17 protein-coding genes are annotated in these 20,034 nt (G+C 34.4%); 13 read left to right on the plus strand and 4 right to left on the minus strand.

All coding sequences use genetic code 11. From position 1 onward, the window contains the following. Positions 1-2: 2 nt before the first annotated feature. The 6 genes from ACQKCJ_RS15510 to ACQKCJ_RS15535 all read left to right on the plus strand — a co-directional run bounded on the left by ACQKCJ_RS15510 (position 3) and on the right by ACQKCJ_RS15535 (position 8,467). Positions 3-1,223 carry a glycoside hydrolase family 88/105 protein gene (locus ACQKCJ_RS15510; RefSeq protein ID WP_427402355.1) on the plus strand — a complete coding sequence of 407 codons (1,221 nt, stop codon included), beginning with the start codon at positions 3-5 and terminating at the stop codon, positions 1,221-1,223. Between the two features lie 21 nt (positions 1,224-1,244). After that, complete coding sequence (locus ACQKCJ_RS15515) at positions 1,245-2,468, plus strand: glycoside hydrolase family 88/105 protein (RefSeq protein ID WP_271336189.1); 1,224 nt, start codon at positions 1,245-1,247, stop codon at positions 2,466-2,468. Positions 2,469-2,553: 85 nt separating this feature from the next. Further along, the gene (locus tag ACQKCJ_RS15520; RefSeq protein ID WP_271336190.1) at positions 2,554-4,152 is read left to right on the plus strand and encodes a glycoside hydrolase family 43 protein; all 1,599 of its coding nucleotides are present in this window, start codon (positions 2,554-2,556) and stop codon (positions 4,150-4,152) included. A gap of 9 nt (positions 4,153-4,161) precedes the next feature. Continuing rightward, positions 4,162-6,171, plus strand: a complete 2,010-nt coding sequence (pelA, locus tag ACQKCJ_RS15525; protein ID WP_427402356.1) for a pectate lyase — start codon at positions 4,162-4,164, stop codon at positions 6,169-6,171. A gap of 28 nt (positions 6,172-6,199) precedes the next feature. Next, positions 6,200-7,549, plus strand: a complete 1,350-nt coding sequence (locus ACQKCJ_RS15530; protein ID WP_427402357.1) for a glycoside hydrolase family 28 protein — start codon at positions 6,200-6,202, stop codon at positions 7,547-7,549. Positions 7,550-7,723: 174 nt separating this feature from the next. After that, entirely contained in the window at positions 7,724-8,467 is a 744-nt protein-coding gene (locus tag ACQKCJ_RS15535; protein WP_271336193.1) for a rhamnogalacturonan acetylesterase, read from the plus strand. Positions 8,468-8,567: 100 nt separating this feature from the next. Here the strand turns inward: ACQKCJ_RS15535 and ACQKCJ_RS15540 are convergent, their stop codons facing one another. The 4 genes from ACQKCJ_RS15540 to ACQKCJ_RS15555 all read right to left on the minus strand — a co-directional run bounded on the left by ACQKCJ_RS15540 (position 8,568) and on the right by ACQKCJ_RS15555 (position 13,180). Next, positions 8,568-9,674: a relaxase/mobilization nuclease domain-containing protein gene (locus ACQKCJ_RS15540; RefSeq protein ID WP_427402358.1), complete on the minus strand. Its 1,107-nt coding sequence runs from the start codon at positions 9,672-9,674 to the stop codon at positions 8,568-8,570. After that, positions 9,659-10,054: a hypothetical protein gene (locus tag ACQKCJ_RS15545; RefSeq protein WP_072962886.1), complete on the minus strand. Its 396-nt coding sequence runs from the start codon at positions 10,052-10,054 to the stop codon at positions 9,659-9,661. Before ACQKCJ_RS15545 ends, ACQKCJ_RS15540 begins: the two co-directional genes overlap by 16 nt. A 102-nt stretch (positions 10,055-10,156) precedes the next feature. Beyond that, complete coding sequence (gene mobC / locus ACQKCJ_RS15550) at positions 10,157-12,139, minus strand: conjugal transfer protein MobC (protein ID WP_427402359.1); 1,983 nt, start codon at positions 12,137-12,139, stop codon at positions 10,157-10,159. A 135-nt stretch (positions 12,140-12,274) separates the two neighbouring features. Further along, entirely contained in the window at positions 12,275-13,180 is a 906-nt protein-coding gene (locus tag ACQKCJ_RS15555) for a toprim domain-containing protein (RefSeq protein WP_427402360.1), read from the minus strand. A 301-nt stretch (positions 13,181-13,481) separates the two neighbouring features. Here ACQKCJ_RS15555 and ACQKCJ_RS15560 point away from each other — a divergent pair, with 301 nt between their 5' ends. The 7 genes from ACQKCJ_RS15560 (at position 13,482) to ACQKCJ_RS15590 (ending at position 19,558) form a co-directional block, all read left to right on the plus strand. After that, positions 13,482-13,763 carry a helix-turn-helix domain-containing protein gene (locus ACQKCJ_RS15560; RefSeq protein WP_427402361.1) on the plus strand — a complete coding sequence of 94 codons (282 nt, stop codon included), beginning with the start codon at positions 13,482-13,484 and terminating at the stop codon, positions 13,761-13,763. Positions 13,764-14,215: 452 nt separating this feature from the next. Beyond that, positions 14,216-15,169 carry a PDDEXK nuclease domain-containing protein gene (locus ACQKCJ_RS15565; protein ID WP_427402397.1) on the plus strand — a complete coding sequence of 318 codons (954 nt, stop codon included), beginning with the start codon at positions 14,216-14,218 and terminating at the stop codon, positions 15,167-15,169. A gap of 278 nt (positions 15,170-15,447) precedes the next feature. Next, positions 15,448-15,747 (plus strand): GntR family transcriptional regulator, encoded by a 300-nt coding sequence (locus ACQKCJ_RS15570; RefSeq protein ID WP_427402362.1) that lies wholly within the window; start codon positions 15,448-15,450, stop codon positions 15,745-15,747. 165 nt (positions 15,748-15,912) lie between these two features. After that, a complete protein-coding gene (locus ACQKCJ_RS15575) occupies positions 15,913-16,308 on the plus strand; it encodes an NAD(P)H-dependent oxidoreductase (RefSeq protein WP_427402363.1) in 396 nt (131 codons plus the stop codon). A gap of 12 nt (positions 16,309-16,320) precedes the next feature. After that, a complete protein-coding gene (locus ACQKCJ_RS15580; RefSeq protein WP_427402364.1) occupies positions 16,321-16,494 on the plus strand; it encodes a transposase in 174 nt (57 codons plus the stop codon). Between the two features lie 364 nt (positions 16,495-16,858). Further along, on the plus strand, positions 16,859-17,431 hold the full coding sequence (locus ACQKCJ_RS15585) for a hypothetical protein (RefSeq protein WP_427402365.1): 573 nt from the start codon (positions 16,859-16,861) through the stop codon (positions 17,429-17,431). 6 nt (positions 17,432-17,437) lie between these two features. Continuing rightward, the gene (locus tag ACQKCJ_RS15590) at positions 17,438-19,558 is read left to right on the plus strand and encodes a cation:proton antiporter (RefSeq protein WP_427402366.1); all 2,121 of its coding nucleotides are present in this window, start codon (positions 17,438-17,440) and stop codon (positions 19,556-19,558) included. The last annotated feature ends 476 nt before the right edge of the window (positions 19,559-20,034 follow it).

Raw genomic sequence — 20,034 nt, forward strand, 5'->3', positions numbered from 1 at the left:
ATATGATAAAAAATAGAAAAAAAAATCATTCTGCTGCGGTTATGCTCGTTTGCCTGATTGCATTTTCAGTTGGTAAAATGACAGCTCAGCAAACCGCAAGGAAAGAAGTTATTATTTCTAAGGATCTGAAATGGTCAGAGCGAATGGCACTTTCTATCATGAAACGTGATCCTAAATTATGGCAAATTGACAATGACGAAAAACCTAAATGGGATTATAAGTTGGGACTCGTCGCGATGTCTTTTGAGCAGCTTTATAAAAAAACAAACAATCCTGTTTATGAAAATTACGTAAAGGAATACGCAGAAACGGTTATCAGCAGTTCAGGAGAAATTATGAACTATAAACTCGAAGATTATAATATTGATTATATCAATGCGGGAAAGATACTTTTTGACTTGTATAAAACTACAAAAGACAATAGGTATCTCATTGCGATGCAAAGCTTGAGAAAACAATTGGCAACACATCCAAGAACAAATTCAGGCGGATTTTGGCATAAAAAAATCTATCCGTATCAAATGTGGCTCGACGGATTGTATATGGGAACACCATTTTATGCCCGATATACAGTAGAATTTGATAAGGGAAAAGATCTGGATGATGTGGCGAAACAATTCGAACAAATACATTTGCATACCATTGATAAAAAAACAGGTTTGCTTTTTCATGCCTGGGACGAAAGCAAACAAATGCCCTGGGCGAATAAAGAAACCGGAACTTCACCCAATTTTTGGTCACGTTCTATAGGCTGGTACATGATGGCTTTGGTAGATGTTTTAGATTATATGCCCAAAGAACATCCTAAGAGAAAAGAATTAATTCAGTATCTCAATGAAATATCAAAAGCAGTGGCGAAATATCAGGATCCATCAGGATTGTGGTATCAGGTTACCGATTCAGGAGCAAAAGAAGGAAATTATCTCGAAGCATCCGGATCAGAAATGTTTGTTTATGCTTTTGCAAAAGGAGTAAAAAAAGGATATTTACCGGCAAGTTATAAAAAACTCGCAGAAAAAGGTTTTGATGCAATCGTTACTAAATTAATTACTGTTGATCCTGATGGAGAACTTCATATCACGCAGGTTTGTGCCAGCGCAGGACTAGGAGGAAATCCGTATCGTGATGGTTCTTATGAATATTATATCAGAGAGAAAATAAAAATTGATAACTCACATGGGTTAGGGCCATTTATTTTGGCGGCACTTGAATTAGAAAAATAGTAGAATTAAATATATTTTAAAATGAAAAATAATAAAAGACAAGGTTATTTTACGTCAGTGATGTTAGTTTGTTTAATGGCTTTTACAAGCTGTAAAGTAATTTCGCAAGAACCACAAAAAAAAGAAATCGTAATTTCTAAAGATGCAAAATGGTCTGATAAAATGGCTTTGACCTTAATGAAACGCCATCCGGAAGCTTATATGATCGATGATTCTAAAAAACCAAAATGGGATTATGTCCACGCGTTGGTGTTGCACTCGATCGAAGAATTACACAAGAAAAATCCTGATCCCAGATACAAATCTTACATAAGAGGTTATGTAGATGAACTGGTACAAAATGACGGAACGATCAAAACCTACGAACTAGACAAATACAATATCGACCTTGTGGTTCCGGGACGTTTACTTTTTGACATTTATGCAACCTCAAAAGAAGAAAAATATTTGAAAGCAATGCAATTAGTACGCAAGCAAATTTCAGAGCAGCCCAGAACTGCAAGCGGAGGTTTCTGGCACAAACAAATTTATCCAAATCAAATGTGGTTAGATGGTTTGTATATGGGAGAACCTTTTTATGCGCAATATACCCTTACGTTTGAAAACGGGAAAAGCTTTGACGATATCGCAAAACAATTCGAATTGATTCAATTGCATGCCACAGATCCAAAAACAGGATTATTGTACCATGCCTGGGACGAAAGCAAGCAAATGCCATGGGCAAATAAGGAAACAGGTAATTCGCCAAATTTCTGGTCAAGAGCCTTAGGATGGTATGTAATGGCACTTGTTGATGTTCTGGATTATATGCCAAAAGAACATCCAAAACAAAAAGAATTAGTAAAGTATTTGAACAATGCATGTGCTGCTTTAGCAAAATATCAGGATAAATCAGGATTGTGGTATCAGGTAACCGACAAAGCAGGTAAGGAAGGAAATTATCTTGAAGCTTCAGGATCATCAATGTTTGCTTATGCTTTTGCAAAAGGAGCAAACAAAGGTTATTTGCCGGCAAAATATAAAAAATTAGCCAACAAAGCTTTTGATGGTTTAACAACTCAACTCATCACAAAAGTAGATGCTGATGGCGGAATTACATTAACCCACGCCTGTCAGGTTGCCGGATTAGGAGGAACACCTTATCGTGATGGTTCATATGAATATTATGTAAACGAAAGAAAAAAAGACAACGACCCTAAAGCAACCGGACCTTTTATTCTGGCCGCTTTAGAATTGAACAGATAATTAAAGTTTGTCTTCTAGATAGACAAACCGGACAGGTTTTTTAAAACCTGTCCGGTTTAATTAAAAAGTAATTATTACAAAAAAAATGAAAAATTTAAAAGCTCTCTTTTTTCTATTATCAGTATTCTCGATACAAGAGAATTTTGCGCAGGTTTGGGTACCTGATAATGGAGACGGAACGTATACCAATCCTATAATTCATGCCGATTATTCAGATCCGGATGTTGTTCGTGTAGGAGATGATTTTTATATGACAGCATCGTCTTTCAATTGTATTCCGGGATTGCCAATTTTGCATTCTAAAGATCTGGTTAACTGGAAGATTGTTAGTTATGCTTTGCCAAAACAACCACCATTTGAGGTTTTTAATAAAGTGCAGCATGGAAATGGAGTCTGGGCGCCAAGTATTACTTTTCATAACAATGAATTCTATATTTATTATCCCGATCCTGATTTTGGAATTTACATGATAAAAGCCAAAAAAGCCGAAGGACCTTGGTCAGAACCTCTTTTAGTAAAAGAAGGAACAGGACTTATTGATCCAAGTCCGTTATGGGATGATGACGGTAAAGTTTATCTCGTTCATGCTTTTGCGGGAAGCCGTGCTCAAATAAAAAGTCTGATTGTGGTTTGCAGTATGAATGCTGAAGGAACAGTTGCCAATAATGACCAAGTAATGGTCATTGACGGACACGAAAGCGAAGGAACAATTGAGGGACCAAAATTCTATAAACGTAATAATTATTATTACATTTTTGCTCCGGCAGGAGGAGTTGCTACAGGGTGGCAGACTATTTTAAGATCTAAAAATGTGTTTGGCCCTTACGAAAAGAAGAAAGTACTCGAACAGGGTAAAACAGCAATAAACGGACCGCATCAGGGCGCGTGGGTACAAACACAAACCGGAGAAGATTGGTTCATACATTTTCAGGACAAAGGAGCGTACGGCAGAATTGTGCATCTTCAACCTATGAAATGGGAAAAAGACTGGCCGGTTATGGGACAGGATTTTGATAAAAACGGAATTGGAGAACCTGTTACAACTTTCAAAAAACCAAATGTAGGCAAGAAATATCCAATAGAAACCCCCGCAGAATCAGATGAGTTTAATGAGCCTCGGTTAGGTCTGCAATGGCAATGGCAGGCGAATTCGCAAATCAATTGGGGTTTCCCGACAAGCTTAGGTTATTTGAATTTATTTTGTCAAACCACACTAAAAGACAATCAGAAAATTTTTGACGCTCCAAATTTATTGCTGCAAAAATTTCCTGCTGAAGAGTTTACTGTAACGACCAAATTGACTTTTAATACAAGATTAAATAGCGAATCAACAGGACTTATAATCATGGGATTAGATTATAGCTATTTGAATTTTAAGAATAATAACGGAAAGTTATATTTGAATCAAAAGACCGGAACTTTCGACAAGAAAATTTCAGAGACAGAAACAACACCGGTTCTGGTAGCGAACAATACAATTTATCTACGGGTTAAAATTAAAAAAGGCGGAATCTGCAGTTTTTTTTATAGTTCAGATGATAAAAAATACCAGCCAATAGGTACTGATTTTGTTGCCAAAGAAGGTAAATGGATTGGTGCAAAAGTCGGACTTTTTGCCCTGAGCGAAAAAGTGACAAATGATTCGGGAAATGTGGCAGTAGATTGGTTTAGAATTACAAAATAAACTTAAATAATGATTCCATTAAAAAAATACATACTTCTCGTTTTCTTCAGTGTTTGTTTTAGTATAAATGCTCAGAATACCTATAAAAATTGGCCTGATATCATTCGTAAAAACGATGCTGTCTGGTTTGGTACCGACCAAGCTAAAAAAATAGCTGAGAATGTATTGCTTTATCAACGAGACATTGGAGGATGGCCAAAGAATATCCAGATGCAGCAAGAATTGACTCCTGTTCAAAAAAAGGATTTATTAGCCCTTAAAAAAACGACAGCAGAAACAACCACAGACAATGGAGCAACCTCTCAGGAAATGCTTTTTATGTCGAAAATGTATGCACAGATCAAGGATGACCGCTACAGGGAATCCTTCTTAAAAGGATTAAATTATTTATTTGAAGCCCAATATAAAAACGGAGGATGGCCTCAGTTTTATCCGTTAAAAAAAGGATATTATACCCATATTACTTACAATGATGATTCGATGATAAACATTATGAATATCATGGAACAAGTAAGTGAAGAAACTGATTTTTATAGCATAAAACCATCAAAGGAAATTGTTGAAAAAGCAAAGAAATCTTTTGATAAAGGAATTGATTGTATACTGAAAACGCAGTACAAACAAAATGGTGTTTTAACCGCCTGGTGTGCCCAGCATGATGAAGTTACATTAGCGCCGGCAAATGCAAGGGCTTTTGAGTTAGCATCGCTTAGCGGATACGAATCGGCTAAAATTGTATTGCTTTTAATGAGAATCGAAAAACCTTCGACCCAGATCATTACGGCAGTTAAAAGCGCTCAGGCATGGTTTGAAAAAACTAAAATTACGAATCTTGAAGAGAAACGTGTTTTGAATGATGCCGGAAAGATCGTCGACAAAAAGATGATTCCCACCCAAAATGCAGCACCACTCTGGGCGAGGTTTATGGACCTTAATACGAACGAACCGTTCTTTTGTGATCGTGACGGAATAAAGAAAAAATCATTGGATGAAATAGGTGCTGAAAGACGAAATGGTTATTCATGGTATTCGGATGCTCCAAAAGAAGTTCTGAAAAAATATCCTGCATGGGCCATAAAAAACGCAGTAAAAGTTTCATCGGCAGAAAAAACAGATAAGAAAAACAACAATTTTATTACAGTTGCTTTAGATGGTTCGGGTGATTTTACCAAAATTCAGGATGCCATAAATGCAAGCCCTTCTTTTCCGTATGAGAAAGTGACGGTGTTTGTGAAAAATGGAATTTACAATGAAAAAGTGCGAATTCCCGAGTGGAATACGCATCTATCTTTGATTGGTGAGAGTAAAGAGAATACCATTATCACTTTTGATGATAATTTCTCTAGAATCAATTTAGGAAGAAACAGTACTTTTTACACGTCTACAGTTTTAGTTGAAGCCGATGATTTTCTAGCTTCAAATCTAACCATTAAAAATGCCTCAGGCGATAAAGGTCAGGCAATTGCTTTGTCTGTTGTTTCAAATCGCGCAAAGCTTGTAAACTGTAATATTCTTGGAAATCAGGATACATTATACCTCTCTGGAAAAAATGCAAAGCAATATTTTAAAGAGTGTTATATTGAAGGAACAACTGATTTTATTTTTGGAGGTGCCACTGCTTTATTTGAAAATTGCGAGATTCACAGTATTAAGAGTTCTTATATTACGGCTGCTTCAACTCCCCAAAATAGCGCTTTTGGGTTTGTTTTCAAAGATTGTAAACTTACCGGGGAACCCGCTGCAACGGCGGTTTACTTAGGCAGACCATGGCGAATTTATGCAAAAACGGTTTATATGAATTGTGATATGGGAAAACACATAAGACCTGAGGGCTGGGAGAACTGGTCGAAACCCGAAGCTGAAAAGAATGCTTTCTATGCTGAATATAATTGCAAAGGTGAAGGATTTCAGCCCACCAAGAGAGTCTTTTGGTCACACCAACTTCAAAAGAAAGAAGCTCAAGAATATACCATCGAGAATATTTTAAAAGATTCAATTGCCAATTGGTATTCAAAGTAAAAAAATAGATTAAAAAAAAACAAAAAATATGAATTTTAAACTTCTCATTTTTCTATTGATTTCATGGACTTCTTTTGCTCAGAATCAGCAATTTCCATCCCAAAAAGTAGATTCTATTGTAAAGAGAATTCAGCTTCCTGTCTTTCCATCTTATCAGATTAATGTGGTAAAATTGGGAGCAAAAGGAGATTCTATAACCAATAATAAAGCAGCATTTGATAAGGCGATGGCATTGTGTAAAAAGAACAATGGAGGAACTATTGTGGTACCAAAAGGTATTTATAAAATCAATGGTCCAATTCATTTTGTAAGCAATGTAAATTTAAAAATAGAGAAAGGGGCCAAAATCAAATTCAGTGATAATCCGAAGAATTATCTACCAATGGTTTTAACGAGCTGGGAAGGCACTATGCTCTACAATTACAGTCCGCTTATTTATGCTTATGACTGCTCTAATATTGCCATAACCGGCGAAGGTATAATTGATGGAGAAGGAGGCAAGGTTTGGAAAAGCTTTAAAGCAAAAGAAGGTGCAGGGAAAAACTTAAGCCGTGGCATGAATCATAATGCAACTCCTTTAAAAGATAGAAAATTTGGAGAAGGATATTTTTTGCGTCCCCAAATGATTCAGTTCTTTAACTGTAAAAACATTTTGGTGGAAAATATCAGAATAGAAAATTCACCTTTTTGGTGTTTGCATTTACTAAAATCGCAAAGCATTACTGTGCGTGGAATTAGTTATAAATCCTTAAATTATAATAATGACGGTATTGATCCTGAATATGCTAAGGATGTTTTGATAGAAAATGTGACTTTTGATAACGCAGATGATAATGTGGCCATTAAAGCCGGAAGAAATCACGAAGGCAGAGCAAACGCGGCCACACCAAGTGAGAATATAGTGATCAGAAATTGTAATTTCAAAGGACTTCACGGCGTTGTTATAGGAAGCGAAATGTCAGCTGGGGTTCAAAACATATATGTAGAGAATTGCAAAACCGTAGGGTATTTGAAAAGAGGGATTTATCTAAAGACCAATGCTGATCGTGGAGGTTTTATAAAAAATGTTTTTGTTCGAAATATCAAGCTGGATGAACTGGAAGATTGTTTGTATATCACGGCAAATTATCATGGGGAAGGTAATGGTTTTCAGTCCGAAATATCCAATATATCATTCTGGGATATTACCTGTAATAAAGCCACAGCATCAGGAATTGTGATTCAGGGATTTGCTGAGAAAAAAGTCACCAATATCTCATTGAACAATATTGATATCAAATGGGCCAAAAATGCGATTTCAAGCGCCAATGCAGAGAATGTACTTTTGAACGAAGTTTTTATCGGAGAAAAAGCAACGGTTCCCTCAGCTGCAAAATAGTTTTTTTTAAGGAAAGTTGAAAAAGACAAAGCCTGAAAAATGTACTAAAAGTTACAAAAAGTTTGTGGTTGCTGTTTTAGCCTAAGGTATAAAAACCATAAATTAACCACAATACTTATTGTACTGAGCGAAGTTGAAAGATGCGAGAGTATAATAAAATCAAAAATCAAAAAAATGAAATATTACCTGTTAATTATCTGCTTAATCTCAGTGAGTTGTTTTGCTCAAAAAACTACTATTTATACCATTGGTGATTCAACAATGGCAAATAAAAAAGATCCAGATCGTAATCCAGAACACGGTTGGGGGCAAGTTCTGCAACCTTTTTTTAAAGATAATTTCACCGTTGAGAATAAAGCTGTAAATGGTAGGAGCACTAAGAGTTTTATCAATGAAAAACGTTGGGATTCTATTTATAAAAAGCTAAAAAAAGGAGATTATGTTTTTATTGAATTTGGGCATAATGATCAAAAAATAGAAGATTCAACCCGTTATACCAACCCCCATACAACCTATAGATATAATCTTATTCGGTTTGTAAATGAAAGTCGTGAAAAAGGAGCAATCCCAGTATTGCTGAGCTCTATTGCCAGACGAAATTTTAATGAAAAGGGCGTACTGGTTCCCACACATGGAGAGTATCCATTAGAGACCAGACTAGTAGCGCAGCAATATAATGTTCCTTTTATAGATCTAGAATATTACAGCGAATTACTCGAAGAATCCTATGGACCTGAAAAGTCAAAGCAATTGCATTTACACTTTAAAGCAGGTGAAAATCCTTATTATGATAAAGACAAGGCCGATGATACGCATCTCTCACTGAAGGGGGCCAGAGCAATTGCACAAATTGTTGTCAATCAAATTAACCAATCAAAGGATGCTTCTTTTGATAAACTTAAAAAAGCAATCAAATAAAGATTGTTTTTTTGGTGCTTAATTCTTCTTTTTTTCCGCAGGTAAAATTATAAAAAAGGCACATTAATTAATACAATAAAAGAGATTCAGATCTTAACGATCACAAGTTATTTAAGTAATAATTTTTTCTAATGATCTTATTGTTTTTGTAATCCTGTTTTAATTCATTATTTTCTTTTATTGTTTCTGTAATCGATTCTTGAGGGAATGTAGTATCACTTAGGACGCTTTTTGTTTTATGATCGATATAAGTTATTGTATAATTAGAGCTATGATGTTGCTTTGCTAAAACAACGGTAATACCTTGTTTTTGTAGCATTTTAATTAGTTGGTTTATCGATACGGATCTTATTGAGTACAAATCCGCAATTTTTTTAATCCTTATTCTCTGACCGGCACTTTTTATTGTATTTATTTTAAATTTGTTCTCCAGAAATTTCAATGTAGGTTTGTTTTGTATATCACTGGCTTTAATAGGCATGCCTATAGGTTTTCCCTCTTCGTTTAGTATTTTATATAATAATCCTCCATTGCGGAATATTATTGAACTCTCTCTGCATCTGTCAGCCATAATATTGTACAGACTTAACACTGCGTTAAGTTCGGACAAATTTGTACAGGAGTATTTATTCAAAACAAAATTAATAACATTTGATATGGCTTTTTTTGATTCCATTTTACCATAACAAGCTTTGCTAATATTTGTGAAAGGCAGAGTAAATTGATTTGTTTTTATTTTACTTACAGCAGGAACCAAATCAAAGAGTTTTTCAATATCTTTTCTTGCCGGTTCGGACTTTTTAATGGCTATATTATGCATATAGATCTGCTTGCCGTCTCTTTGAATATTAGTAGTGATCACATGTAAATGTTGATGCCCGGAGTCATAATGTTCGTATACTAAATAAGGTTGTTTTGCAAAACCAATTCTTTGCATATAGCAATTGGTTATGCTCAAAAGTTTTTCTCTGGGATGCTCTTCCAGGGAAGAGAAATTTAGCGATATATGTACTGTATTTTGTTTTGCAATTTCATTCAATTTCATCCTTCTGGTGAAGCGTTCTAATTTTATAGCAGCGTTTATCTTCTCGAGGTCCACAGGAAAATTAACCGCGCCAATGCACTGGGCTATTCCCTTTGTGACTTTGTTTTCGTTGTAGGTGATAGTTCTGTGTATTGAATTATTTATTTTTATGATTGTAACCATTTGTCTATAATTTTTTCAATTTGCATTTTAATTTCTTCAATTCTCTGATTAAGATTCTTTATTGCTATTTCCAGTCCTGAGATTGATACAACATCGTGATTAATTTGTTGGTGTTGACTTAGTTTTTCCAGAACTTGGGATGCATTGTTTCTAACGGTATTGATCTGATTGTTAAGTTCTGCTATTTCTTCTATCAAATCATCTAAAGATTGATTTCGGTACAATATCGTTACAGGCTTATCAGATAATCGTTTTCGTATATACTCACTTACCGTATGGCAGGTACTTTTTTTGCATTGACTTTGAATTTCAAAATATTGATTAATTGGTAAGCCTACATAAACACCTCGAATTCTATTTAGATCATCTTTTATCATCATCTTTTTATTTTAAGTGATTTTATTCCTAATGGATAAGCAAAGATTTACGCATGTTTTTTATACCTTTTAATTTAATTTTTGCTATGCTATCTGGGATTATTGTTATTTTTTAAGAACCATGTAAGACAATTCCGGATCACTTACAAGACGATCCATTTCATAATGCACAATATCCTGGATGTCTTGTTTTATTTGAAAATAGTTTCTCTGTATGATCTCGTTATTTAACTTGCGTACAATGGGAATTTCTTTATAATTATTGGCTTCTTTTTCAAGTGCATTATGATCATTTAGTATCTCACTATGGAATGTCTTGAGTTTTATTTTGCAATTTGGATCATCGGCTACCATTCCAACGAACTCGCCAGAGCTTAAAGATGAAATTTTGGAAGCAGGAACAGCTAATTCCAATTGTTTGGAGCGACTCACAGAAGTATCGCCGCTGTTTATTGAAAAGCTTTCCCTATCCTGCATGATTTTACCGACTCGCTCTGATAATTGTTTGGCCGTATCTCCTGTAACCTGGCCACTTATGATATTTCCTGCGATATTCATAATAACATCGGCCTGTTCACGACCATAATCTTTTCGTAGCTGACTAAAATCCTGCATTCCCAAGCATGTGGCAACTTTATTGCTTCTGCCTGTCGCAATAAGACTGTCAATATTGTTGAGGTAAATAGTTGGAAATTCGTCAAAGACAAGACTACTCTTTTGTTTTCCTTTCTGGTTTACCAATTTCAATAATCGATTTACATACAGGGAGAGTACTGCGCCGTAAATTTGTATTTTTTGAGGATTGTTTCCCATGCAAATAATTTTTGGATCCTCAGGATTATTAATATCCAAAGTAAAGTCGTTACCTGAGAGCACATAATAAAGCTGTGGGGAGGAGAGTCTTGCCATGGCTACTTTAGCCGAGGCAATTTGCCCCTCTAGTTGCTCCATTACATCATTTAGGTAGGCGTTGATAAAAGGATTAATCAAGACCTCTATTTCCTTTTCAGTTCGAAGAAGGGTAAAGAGATCATCATAATCTATTTGCATGAGCTCAATTACATGAGGTAATGTACAGTATTGACCTTCCTTATATTTTTTTAAGTACCATATTATGGCTGTTAAAAAGTTAATAGGGGATTCAACAAAAAAATCTCCTTGACGTTTAATCCACTCTCTGTTGAGTCCCAGTAAAATAGTCCGAGCCGACTCAGAAGAGTCAGTAATATCAGTCATGGCTGAAGGCACTAATGGATTACAGCGATGTGAACGAGAGAGGTCATCAAAATTGATACTGTAAAATTTTGGACAAATTAGATAATGTGCTTTATATTCAAGCCATGTATTATAGGCAATTATGGTAAGATCATCGTATTTGAAATCATAAACAAACATGGCAAAACCTTTTCGGATGTGCTGGGTAATGACATGGCGAATTACAAAATAGGATTTACCCGAACCAGGGCTACCCAATACCAAAAGAGCGCGAAAGGGATTGATAATATTGATCCAGCTTTTTCGAACTTTGTCCTTAAGATGATATTGCGCGGGAAGATTCACAGAATACTCATTTTCCAGAAGCCTTTCCTCTTGCGGAAAAGTCTCGTTTTCTTCATTAAAAATATCATCTGAATTGAGCTTTTTGGTTATAATACGTGAGAAAATAGTACCTGCTGTGAGAAGGAAAATAAATCCCGTAGCAGTTATGGCAATATAGAGAAGGGCAATATCGGTGCTTTGTAATTTTAAAAACATTAAGAGATAACTCATGAAAAAAAGCAGCAGTCCTGAGCCAAGCCACAGAAAAGCAGTCTTGTATTGAAGTTTTTCATCTTTTCTTCCTTTAACTCCTAAAAGGGAAATCAACAAAAAGCCGAAACAAAGCAATTTGGAGAGGTGGAAATTATCAAATAACCCCGTACGGGTAATAATGCGCAGAATCGTGTCTGCGAACTCATTTACAAGATGCCACTCTGTAAATGCGCTATAGGTATAATAGTAAAAGTGCAAACACAAAAAAACAATACTTATGAGTCTTGTCATATCTAGTATTTTCCTTAGTGCCTGCTCGTTTTCTCCAGTTTGCATCGCCATTGATTTAGAGGTTAAGGTTAGTAGATTGTTAGATAATGTAAAGCCCCAAGAATGTGCTCACTCTTAAGTTTTATTCTTTTTCAATACTATTTGATGGTAAGGGTAAGATTTATAACTAAGGACTTTATCCTATCGTTTAATACCTGGTTTTGTCTTTTTTGAATTTGCTTGCCGTGAATTTATCATCCAATCATTTAGATCTTTATGCTCTTTGTAAAGAGCGCTCTGGTCATGGTATTTACTACCCCAGTCAAGGGCGCGCTTAGTAGCATTTTGTCCAGGCACGTCCTGATCTAGATAAAGTTGTACTAATTTATGTTTTTCCATAAATGGTCTGGCTTTATCCAGAAATGAAATCGAGTTTAGAATTAAAAAATTCTCTTTTTTTTCTTGCAGACCGTAATTCATGGCTTTGTAGGATAAAAAATCCATAAATCCCTCAAAGACCACTACTTCTTTATTGTTATTATCATAAGATGTTATCCCTTTGGGGGAGCTACTGGATTTGAAATAAGGATTTCGAATTTCGAATCCTCCCAGATCGTTTTTAAAACCGATGCCGTAATAATTATGATCCCTTATACTGTAACTGAGCTCTGAGCAAAAATTAAAAGCAACTCCCAGGGGAATCTTTCTTTGCTTCAGATATTCTAAAAGGACAGTAGACTGCAAAGGTTTTTCTCTTAGTATGGTAATTTTTGATTGCTGTTGCTCTGGGATATCCAGGACAGGAACTGGTGAATGATATTGGGTACTATTTCCGCGATGTTCTTTTAAGAATTCTCCAATGGAGCATTTAAAAAAAAGTATGCCAAAGTCAATGATATTACCTCCTTGTCCCATTCCATGATCGTACCATCTATTGAGTCTTCGGTTGATTTTAAAAGAAGCAGTTTTCTCATTGCGAAGTGGTGAGAGGTACCAATAATCATCATGCACTACCTTAGAGGGTTCAAATCCTAAGGAGTGTAAATAAGAAACCATATCCGATGTCTTTACATCGTCTAAGGATAGATGATCGTTACTGAAATTCATAGTCACATTATAGGGGGTTGATCATTCAAATACAACTACGAAATTAACGTAGATATAAATGCTGTGCAATCCTCAGTATATTATCACTGGGTTAGGCTAGGCAAGGATTAATATATATACCGTTTAAGTTTGGTTGTGGAACCTCCACTGGATAATTTCTATAAATTTTATGGAAGATTTAAAGAGAAACAAATAAAATTTTTAGACGGCTTGATTGGAATATTGATGGAGCGGAAAAGAAAACTTGAGAACTGGTAAGCTGAGGAAGAGAAAATTTATAACTTTAACAAACAATTCAATTATGACAAAGAAAGAAATGAGAAAGGCTTTTATAATGGAGATTAAAAATATTATAGATCCTTTAATACTAAAATTGGAAGTGATCGATTCAAAAATCAGTAAAGGGAAAATGTTGAGACCTGCTTATTATAGAAATGAAGATTTAAAAAATATATTTGGGCTGTCTAATAATACTATTATAAAATACAGGCAGACTGGGATTCTTCCATACACTAAACTGGGAGATATATTTCTGTACGACAGTGTAAAGATCGAGGAAATTCTTCGCGAGAATAATATCTGAACGGATCATTTTTATTAATAACAGTACAGAGCAGCAGGTTTTCTTTTTGGGAATCTTGGTTCTACAAGAAATAATAATATGGAGATAAACAGAATTAAATATGCTTCAGATCTGCATCATAAGACAATAGCAAAATAAGTAAAGCACTCCAACCAATTTGGATTCTGACAGCCCGTTAAAGCGTTCTATTTTTATCCTATCCATAATATCAAAAATGCCTCTTTTACATTCGATTGCTTTTTAGTATGTTTGTAGATTGGCAGTAATGTAATATATTACTTCATAAGAGGAATAATTTACGAATAGGTAGGCAATTATTAATGCACTGCGTTAGCAATACAACATCCATTTAAATAGCCGTTTAGCATAAAGTAGCATCAGTAATTATGGCAGATAATACCAAAATTGTATCAATTTCAGAAAATAAGTAACTCTATGAGTTATCACAACTTATTGAGCAAAGCAAACATCAAGTTTCAATTCAAGCCAATAGTGCCATTACTATTTTATTTTGGCAAGTTGGTAATCATATCAATCAAGATATTCTAGAGAACAAGCGTGCTGAATATGCAAAACTAATTGTGTCGACACTGTCGACACAATTGAAAGAACAATACGGTAGCAATTTTGAATTAAGAAATTTGAGACGTATGATGCAGTTTGCCGAACAATTTACGGATTCACAAATTGTCGTAACACTGTCGCGACAATTGAGTTGGTCACACTTCATAGAGTTATTACCCATCAAAAACCCAGAAGCCCAGTTATTCTATGCAAATCAAGTAAATAGTCATTTAATGAGTGTGAGAGATTTGCGAAAGCAAATTGTAGCCAAAACTTTTGAACGAGCAGCTATAGCAAACATTCAAACAATTCCATCGGAACAAAATCTACAATACACTTTTAAAGATCCTTATTTATTAGACTTTCTTAATTTAGGAAATGCCTATTTAGAAAAAGATTTAGAACAAGCAATACTATTCGAACTCGAAAAATTCATTCTCGAACTTGGCAAAGGGTTTACGTTTGTAGAACGTCAAAAACGAATGATTATTGACGGTGAAGATTTCAATTTAGATTTACTTTTTTACCATCGAAAACTAAAACGATTAGTAGCCATCGAATTAAAATTAGGAAAGTTCCAAGCCAAACACAAAGGACAAATGGAATTATACCTCAAGTGGTTGGACAAATACGAAAAACAAGAAGGTGAAAACACACCAATAGGATTAATTCTTTGTGCCGAAAGCAGCCGGGAACAAATAGAATTGCTCGAAATGCACAAAGACGGAATAATGGTTGCAGAATACTGGACAGAATTACCGCCTAAAAAACAGTTTGAAGAAAAAATACACCTGCTGTTAACAGAGGCGAAAGAGAGAATAGAAAGAAAAAAAATGTTGTAAGAAACAACTACAACATAAGCTTTAAAATACAGAAATTTCTTACTATATTAGAAGTTCAGATTAAAGACAGCAAAAACGCTCGGAACAGAATTGGAATTACAACATAGCTCATTCCTGCTTAAAGCAAATTTAATACAGAATCATATAATAAGCTGCTCCGTTTTCCAGGCGAGCAGCTTTTCTATTTGAAATTCACTTATCGTTTTCCTATAATTGAGTAAGAAAATGATAAATTTACTAATACATTCGAGGAATATACTTAACGTAAAATAGTACAAATGCTTCCATACAAATCACTGATACAACTCAATAGAGATTCAAATGTTTCTCTTTATGTTCAATTGTGTAATAGTTTTATTCCATTGATCACCAATGGTACTTTTAAACCTTCAGATATTCTGCCAAGCACAAGAGTATTGTCTGAACTCACGGGAATTAGCCGAAATACTGTGAAAGTCGAATACGAAGAACTTATGAGCCAGGGCTGGGCAGAATCTGTTGAGCGTAAAGGCATATTTGTACTCTCTAAGCTTCTGAACTCTCAGAAAAGAGAAAATACAATTCTATTTCAGATGTAGAAGAAAAAGCAGATTCGTTTATGTGGAAAAATCCTTTTGTCGAAAAAATTGTAGTTGAGGATTTTCAAAAATCAATTTTCACAATTGATGATGATTTCCCTGATGTTCGCCTCACACCAGTAGATCTGCTGATGCGTGAATATAGAAGTATATCCAAAAGATTCTATGGAAAGAACTTTTTTTATAAAGCAATGTAAAATGAGTAATGGCGAGGCCGTTTTTACTTTTCGCGATCTGGCAATTTCTGAGATTCCTTTTGTCACTGAAAGCTGGATCGAAGCATCATCAAAGAAAAAACAAAGAAATGAGCATGATAATGACATACTTAAAATTAGTGACGTTTATATTGAAGAAGTGAAAAGTACAGATATTATTGTTCTTGGTTCCCCTATGTATAATTGGTCCATACCGGGAACTTTGAAAGCATATTTAGATCAGATAATCAGAGTTAATGAAACCTGGAAAATTAATACTGATGATTCCAAAAAACCTTTGAAACAATTTGTTTTGAAGACTTTTTTTTTCTTGATTATGTCACAATTTTATATTCTCAGGTTTTAAAAATTTAATATTTTGTTCCATAACATAACTTTTAATTACCAGTCAATTTTAGACTATTTTGACAATAGAATTACAAATGATTCAGCAGAATCTTTTAATGCAAAAATAAAAGCGTTTAGATGTAAACTTAGAGAAGTGAGAAATGTAGATTTCTGTTTAATCAGATTAAATACTCTTTTTGCTTAATCTCTAACTATCCTTTTTCCAAATTTATCTTATGAATTTCGTCTCCATTTGAGTCAAAAAACGCAAAAAAATGTTTTTAACAACCAATTTATTAATTCCTTTTTACTACAGGCTAGTAGATTAGTTAAGTCAAATGCTCTAATTAGCGAGCATTATTGTACTGGTGTTTTATGATTTCCTATAATGGATTAAAAATTCTAATCGATAAGTTTACCATTATTAAAACAAAGCTGCTTTAGGAAGACGTTAATACAAGAATATTAATGTTATTTGTCTGGCAGGGTAATTATTAATCTTTTTATATTCCTTTTTTCTTGGTATGCCAATATATTTTGGTTAAATTGTATATCCAAAAAAATGATCTATGAAAAAGTTAGCTATTCTATTATTACTTATCTGTTTTTTTATTTCCTGTGAAAGTAAAAAAGAACTTGAACTCCAAAATAGGGAAAAAGCTGTGATTTTAAAAGAAGAGGAATTTAAAAAGAAAGAGGCTGACTATAAAACTTTATTATTGATGCGTGACAGTTTAGCTGCTTTAAAAAATACCATTAATGACAATAGTGACTTAATTAAGAGGTGGCCCGAATTCCTTAAAGGTTTTTGGAATAGTAAAACGCTATGCAGAGAATCTAACTGCAACCAATATGTAATAGGGGATCAGCGTAATGAATCCTGGGAATTTGTGTCTGATTCTACCGGAATTTATACCAATGTACTAAATAATAAAAAGCTGGTACGGGTATTTAAAGCAAAATACATCGAAGATAAAATAATGCTTGAATTCACCAGTGACAGTATTTCAAAGAACAGAGTAAAAATGAATGTTGTTCTTGATGATATTAAAGAAAATATTATTAAAGGAACACAAACCATAACCGGACAGGATAACTGTACTGCTAGATTCTCTGTAGAACTTACACTTGCCAAAAAATAATAATTTATGTTATTAAGTATACAACACGTTAGTCTTCCTATTGAAGATCCGGTGCTAAAATTTCTGATCGAGCTCATTATAATTTTATGTATTCCCCTTTTATTGAATAAAATAAAAGTGCCTCATTTGTTGGGGCTAATTATAGCCGGGGCAGTTATAGGTCCAAACGGATTCAATGTTCTTGCTAGGGACAGTAGTGTGGTTGTAACGGGAACCACAGGACTGTTATATATCATGTTTCTGGCAGGACTTGAGATTGATATGGGCGACTTTAAAAAAAACAAATGGAAGAGTATTACTTTTTCATTATATACTTTTACAGTACCATTTGTACTGGGGCTTATAGGTGGTTATTATGTATTGCATTTTTCGCTTTTAACCTCAGTATTGTTTGCCAGTCTTTTTTCCTCACATACCCTTATTGTGTATCCAATGATAAGCAAACTGGGAATAGCCAAAAAGCTGGCAGTAAATATTACAGTAGGCGGAACAATGATAACAGATGTACTTTCACTAGTAGTACTAGCTGTTGTAGTAGGCATGTCACAGGGTGAGGTAGGAACATCATTTTGGGTTAAACTCTCTGTTTCCATGTTGGTATTTGCCTTAATTGTTTTACTTGTTTTTCCTATCGTAGCACGCTGGTTTTTCAAGAATGTTGAAGATAAGATTTCGCAGTATATTTTTGTAATTGTCATGATCTATCTAGCAGCTTTACTGGCAGAATTGGCAGGAATAGAAGCTATTATTGGCGCATTTTTTGCGGGCCTTGCTCTAAACAGGCTTATACCTCACACTTCATCACTTATGAATAGGGTCGAATTTGTGGGAAATGCTATTTTTATTCCCTTTTTTCTTATCAGCGTTGGTATGCTAATTGATTTTAATGCTTTTATACAGAGTTGGGAAACCCTTGGAGTAGCTTCCATTATGTTGGTAGCTTCTATAGGTGGAAAATATGCAGCGGCTATCTTGACTAAAAAAACATTTAAATTTACAGATGATGAGGGCAGGCTTATCTTTGGAATGAGCGCCGCATCAGCGGCCGCTACACTGGCATCTGTAATGGTGGGGTATAATATTATCTTGTCTGAAAACGAAGCAGGAGAACCTATCAGGCTTTTAAATGAACATGTTCTTAATGGCAGTATTCTTTTGATATTGGTTTCCTGTACCATTTCATCATTCGTCTCAATGGCAAGCGCACAAAGAATTGCCGATACAGATAAAGAAGAAACGGTGGCGGGTACAGGTGATGAAGAAGAAAAAATTCTGCTCGCTCTTAATCATGAACATACCGTTGATAAAATGGTTAATCTGGGGCTGCTTATAAAAAATAAGACAAATATAGACAAGCTTTTTGCCCTTAATGTTATTAATGAGGACAAAAGCGAATCGTCTTCAAAAAATGCTGAAAAATTACTTGGTGCAGCCGTTAGTATGGCCGCTGCGGCAGACGTTAAACTAAATCCGATAACACGGCACGACAATGATGTAGTTGCAGGTATTAATAATGTAGTAAAGGAGCACAATATTACCGATCTGATTATTGGACTTGAACAAGACAAAGGTTTCTCCTCTTCCTTTATTTATAATCTTTATAACGGTTACCTGCAAAACAAGCAGATTAATGTGATTGTTTATCATGCAGTACAACCTGTGGCAACCATTAAAAAATATGCCGTTCTTATTCCTGGTAATGCAGAGCATGAACCTGGTTTTTTCCATTCCTTATTAAGGGTTTGGAATATAGGGAAAAATTCAGGGGCGAAAATGAGCTTTTATGCCAATGAGAAAACAATCAATGTATTGGAGAGTATCATTAGAAAGGCAAATATTGAAGCTGTTTTTAATACTGTAATAGCCTGGCAGGATGCTCAGAATGTAGCGTACAATCTCGAAGTAGATGAAGGTCTTATTATTTTGATGGCAGACAGAGGAATGAAATCTTATTTTCCCCAGATGCAGCACGTGCCTGAAATTTTAAATAAGAATCTGCATAATAACAATTACATACTAATTTATCCTTTTTCAAAAATAGATAATACTACAACTGAGAAAAGGTCCGTGAGTAATCTTGATGATTTTGCCGATATCGGGAAAATTATAAGAAAAATTTTTAAATAGCAAAAAGTTACATATTCATTTGGTATTGGCTGTTTAGTCAATACCAGTGAATTTTGCAATATAAGAACTATACTCATTGAAAAACTATCGATTTTAGCCTGTTTCTGTAGATTTCCAGTACATCTGATTTTGCAATAAAAACCATAGTGTTTTGCATTTTTTAATACCGGTAGGAAAACCTTATTGCTTTTTTAAATCTGTTCATTACGGTTTCTATGCTGTCAAAAAGCTGTATGCTGAAGAGGCTATACCATAATATCTTTTACAAGAAATATTTCGGTATTACAGTTCTATTTTTCTGACAAAAAAATGATCAATATAAAGGATTTCAGTGGTCGTATGATTTACAATAATTTCATGTAGAAGTGAAACTTATTATTCAACTTCAATCTTCTTTTTACATGGTTAATAAGCTTATTGTAAATAAATAATGATTTAAGCGATAAACAACTTATAATTTTGAAAGAATTTTATAA

The organism is Flavobacterium sp. NPDC079362 (genome assembly GCF_050267765.1).
Classification (GTDB): Bacteria; Bacteroidota; Bacteroidia; order Flavobacteriales; family Flavobacteriaceae; genus Flavobacterium; species Flavobacterium azizsancarii.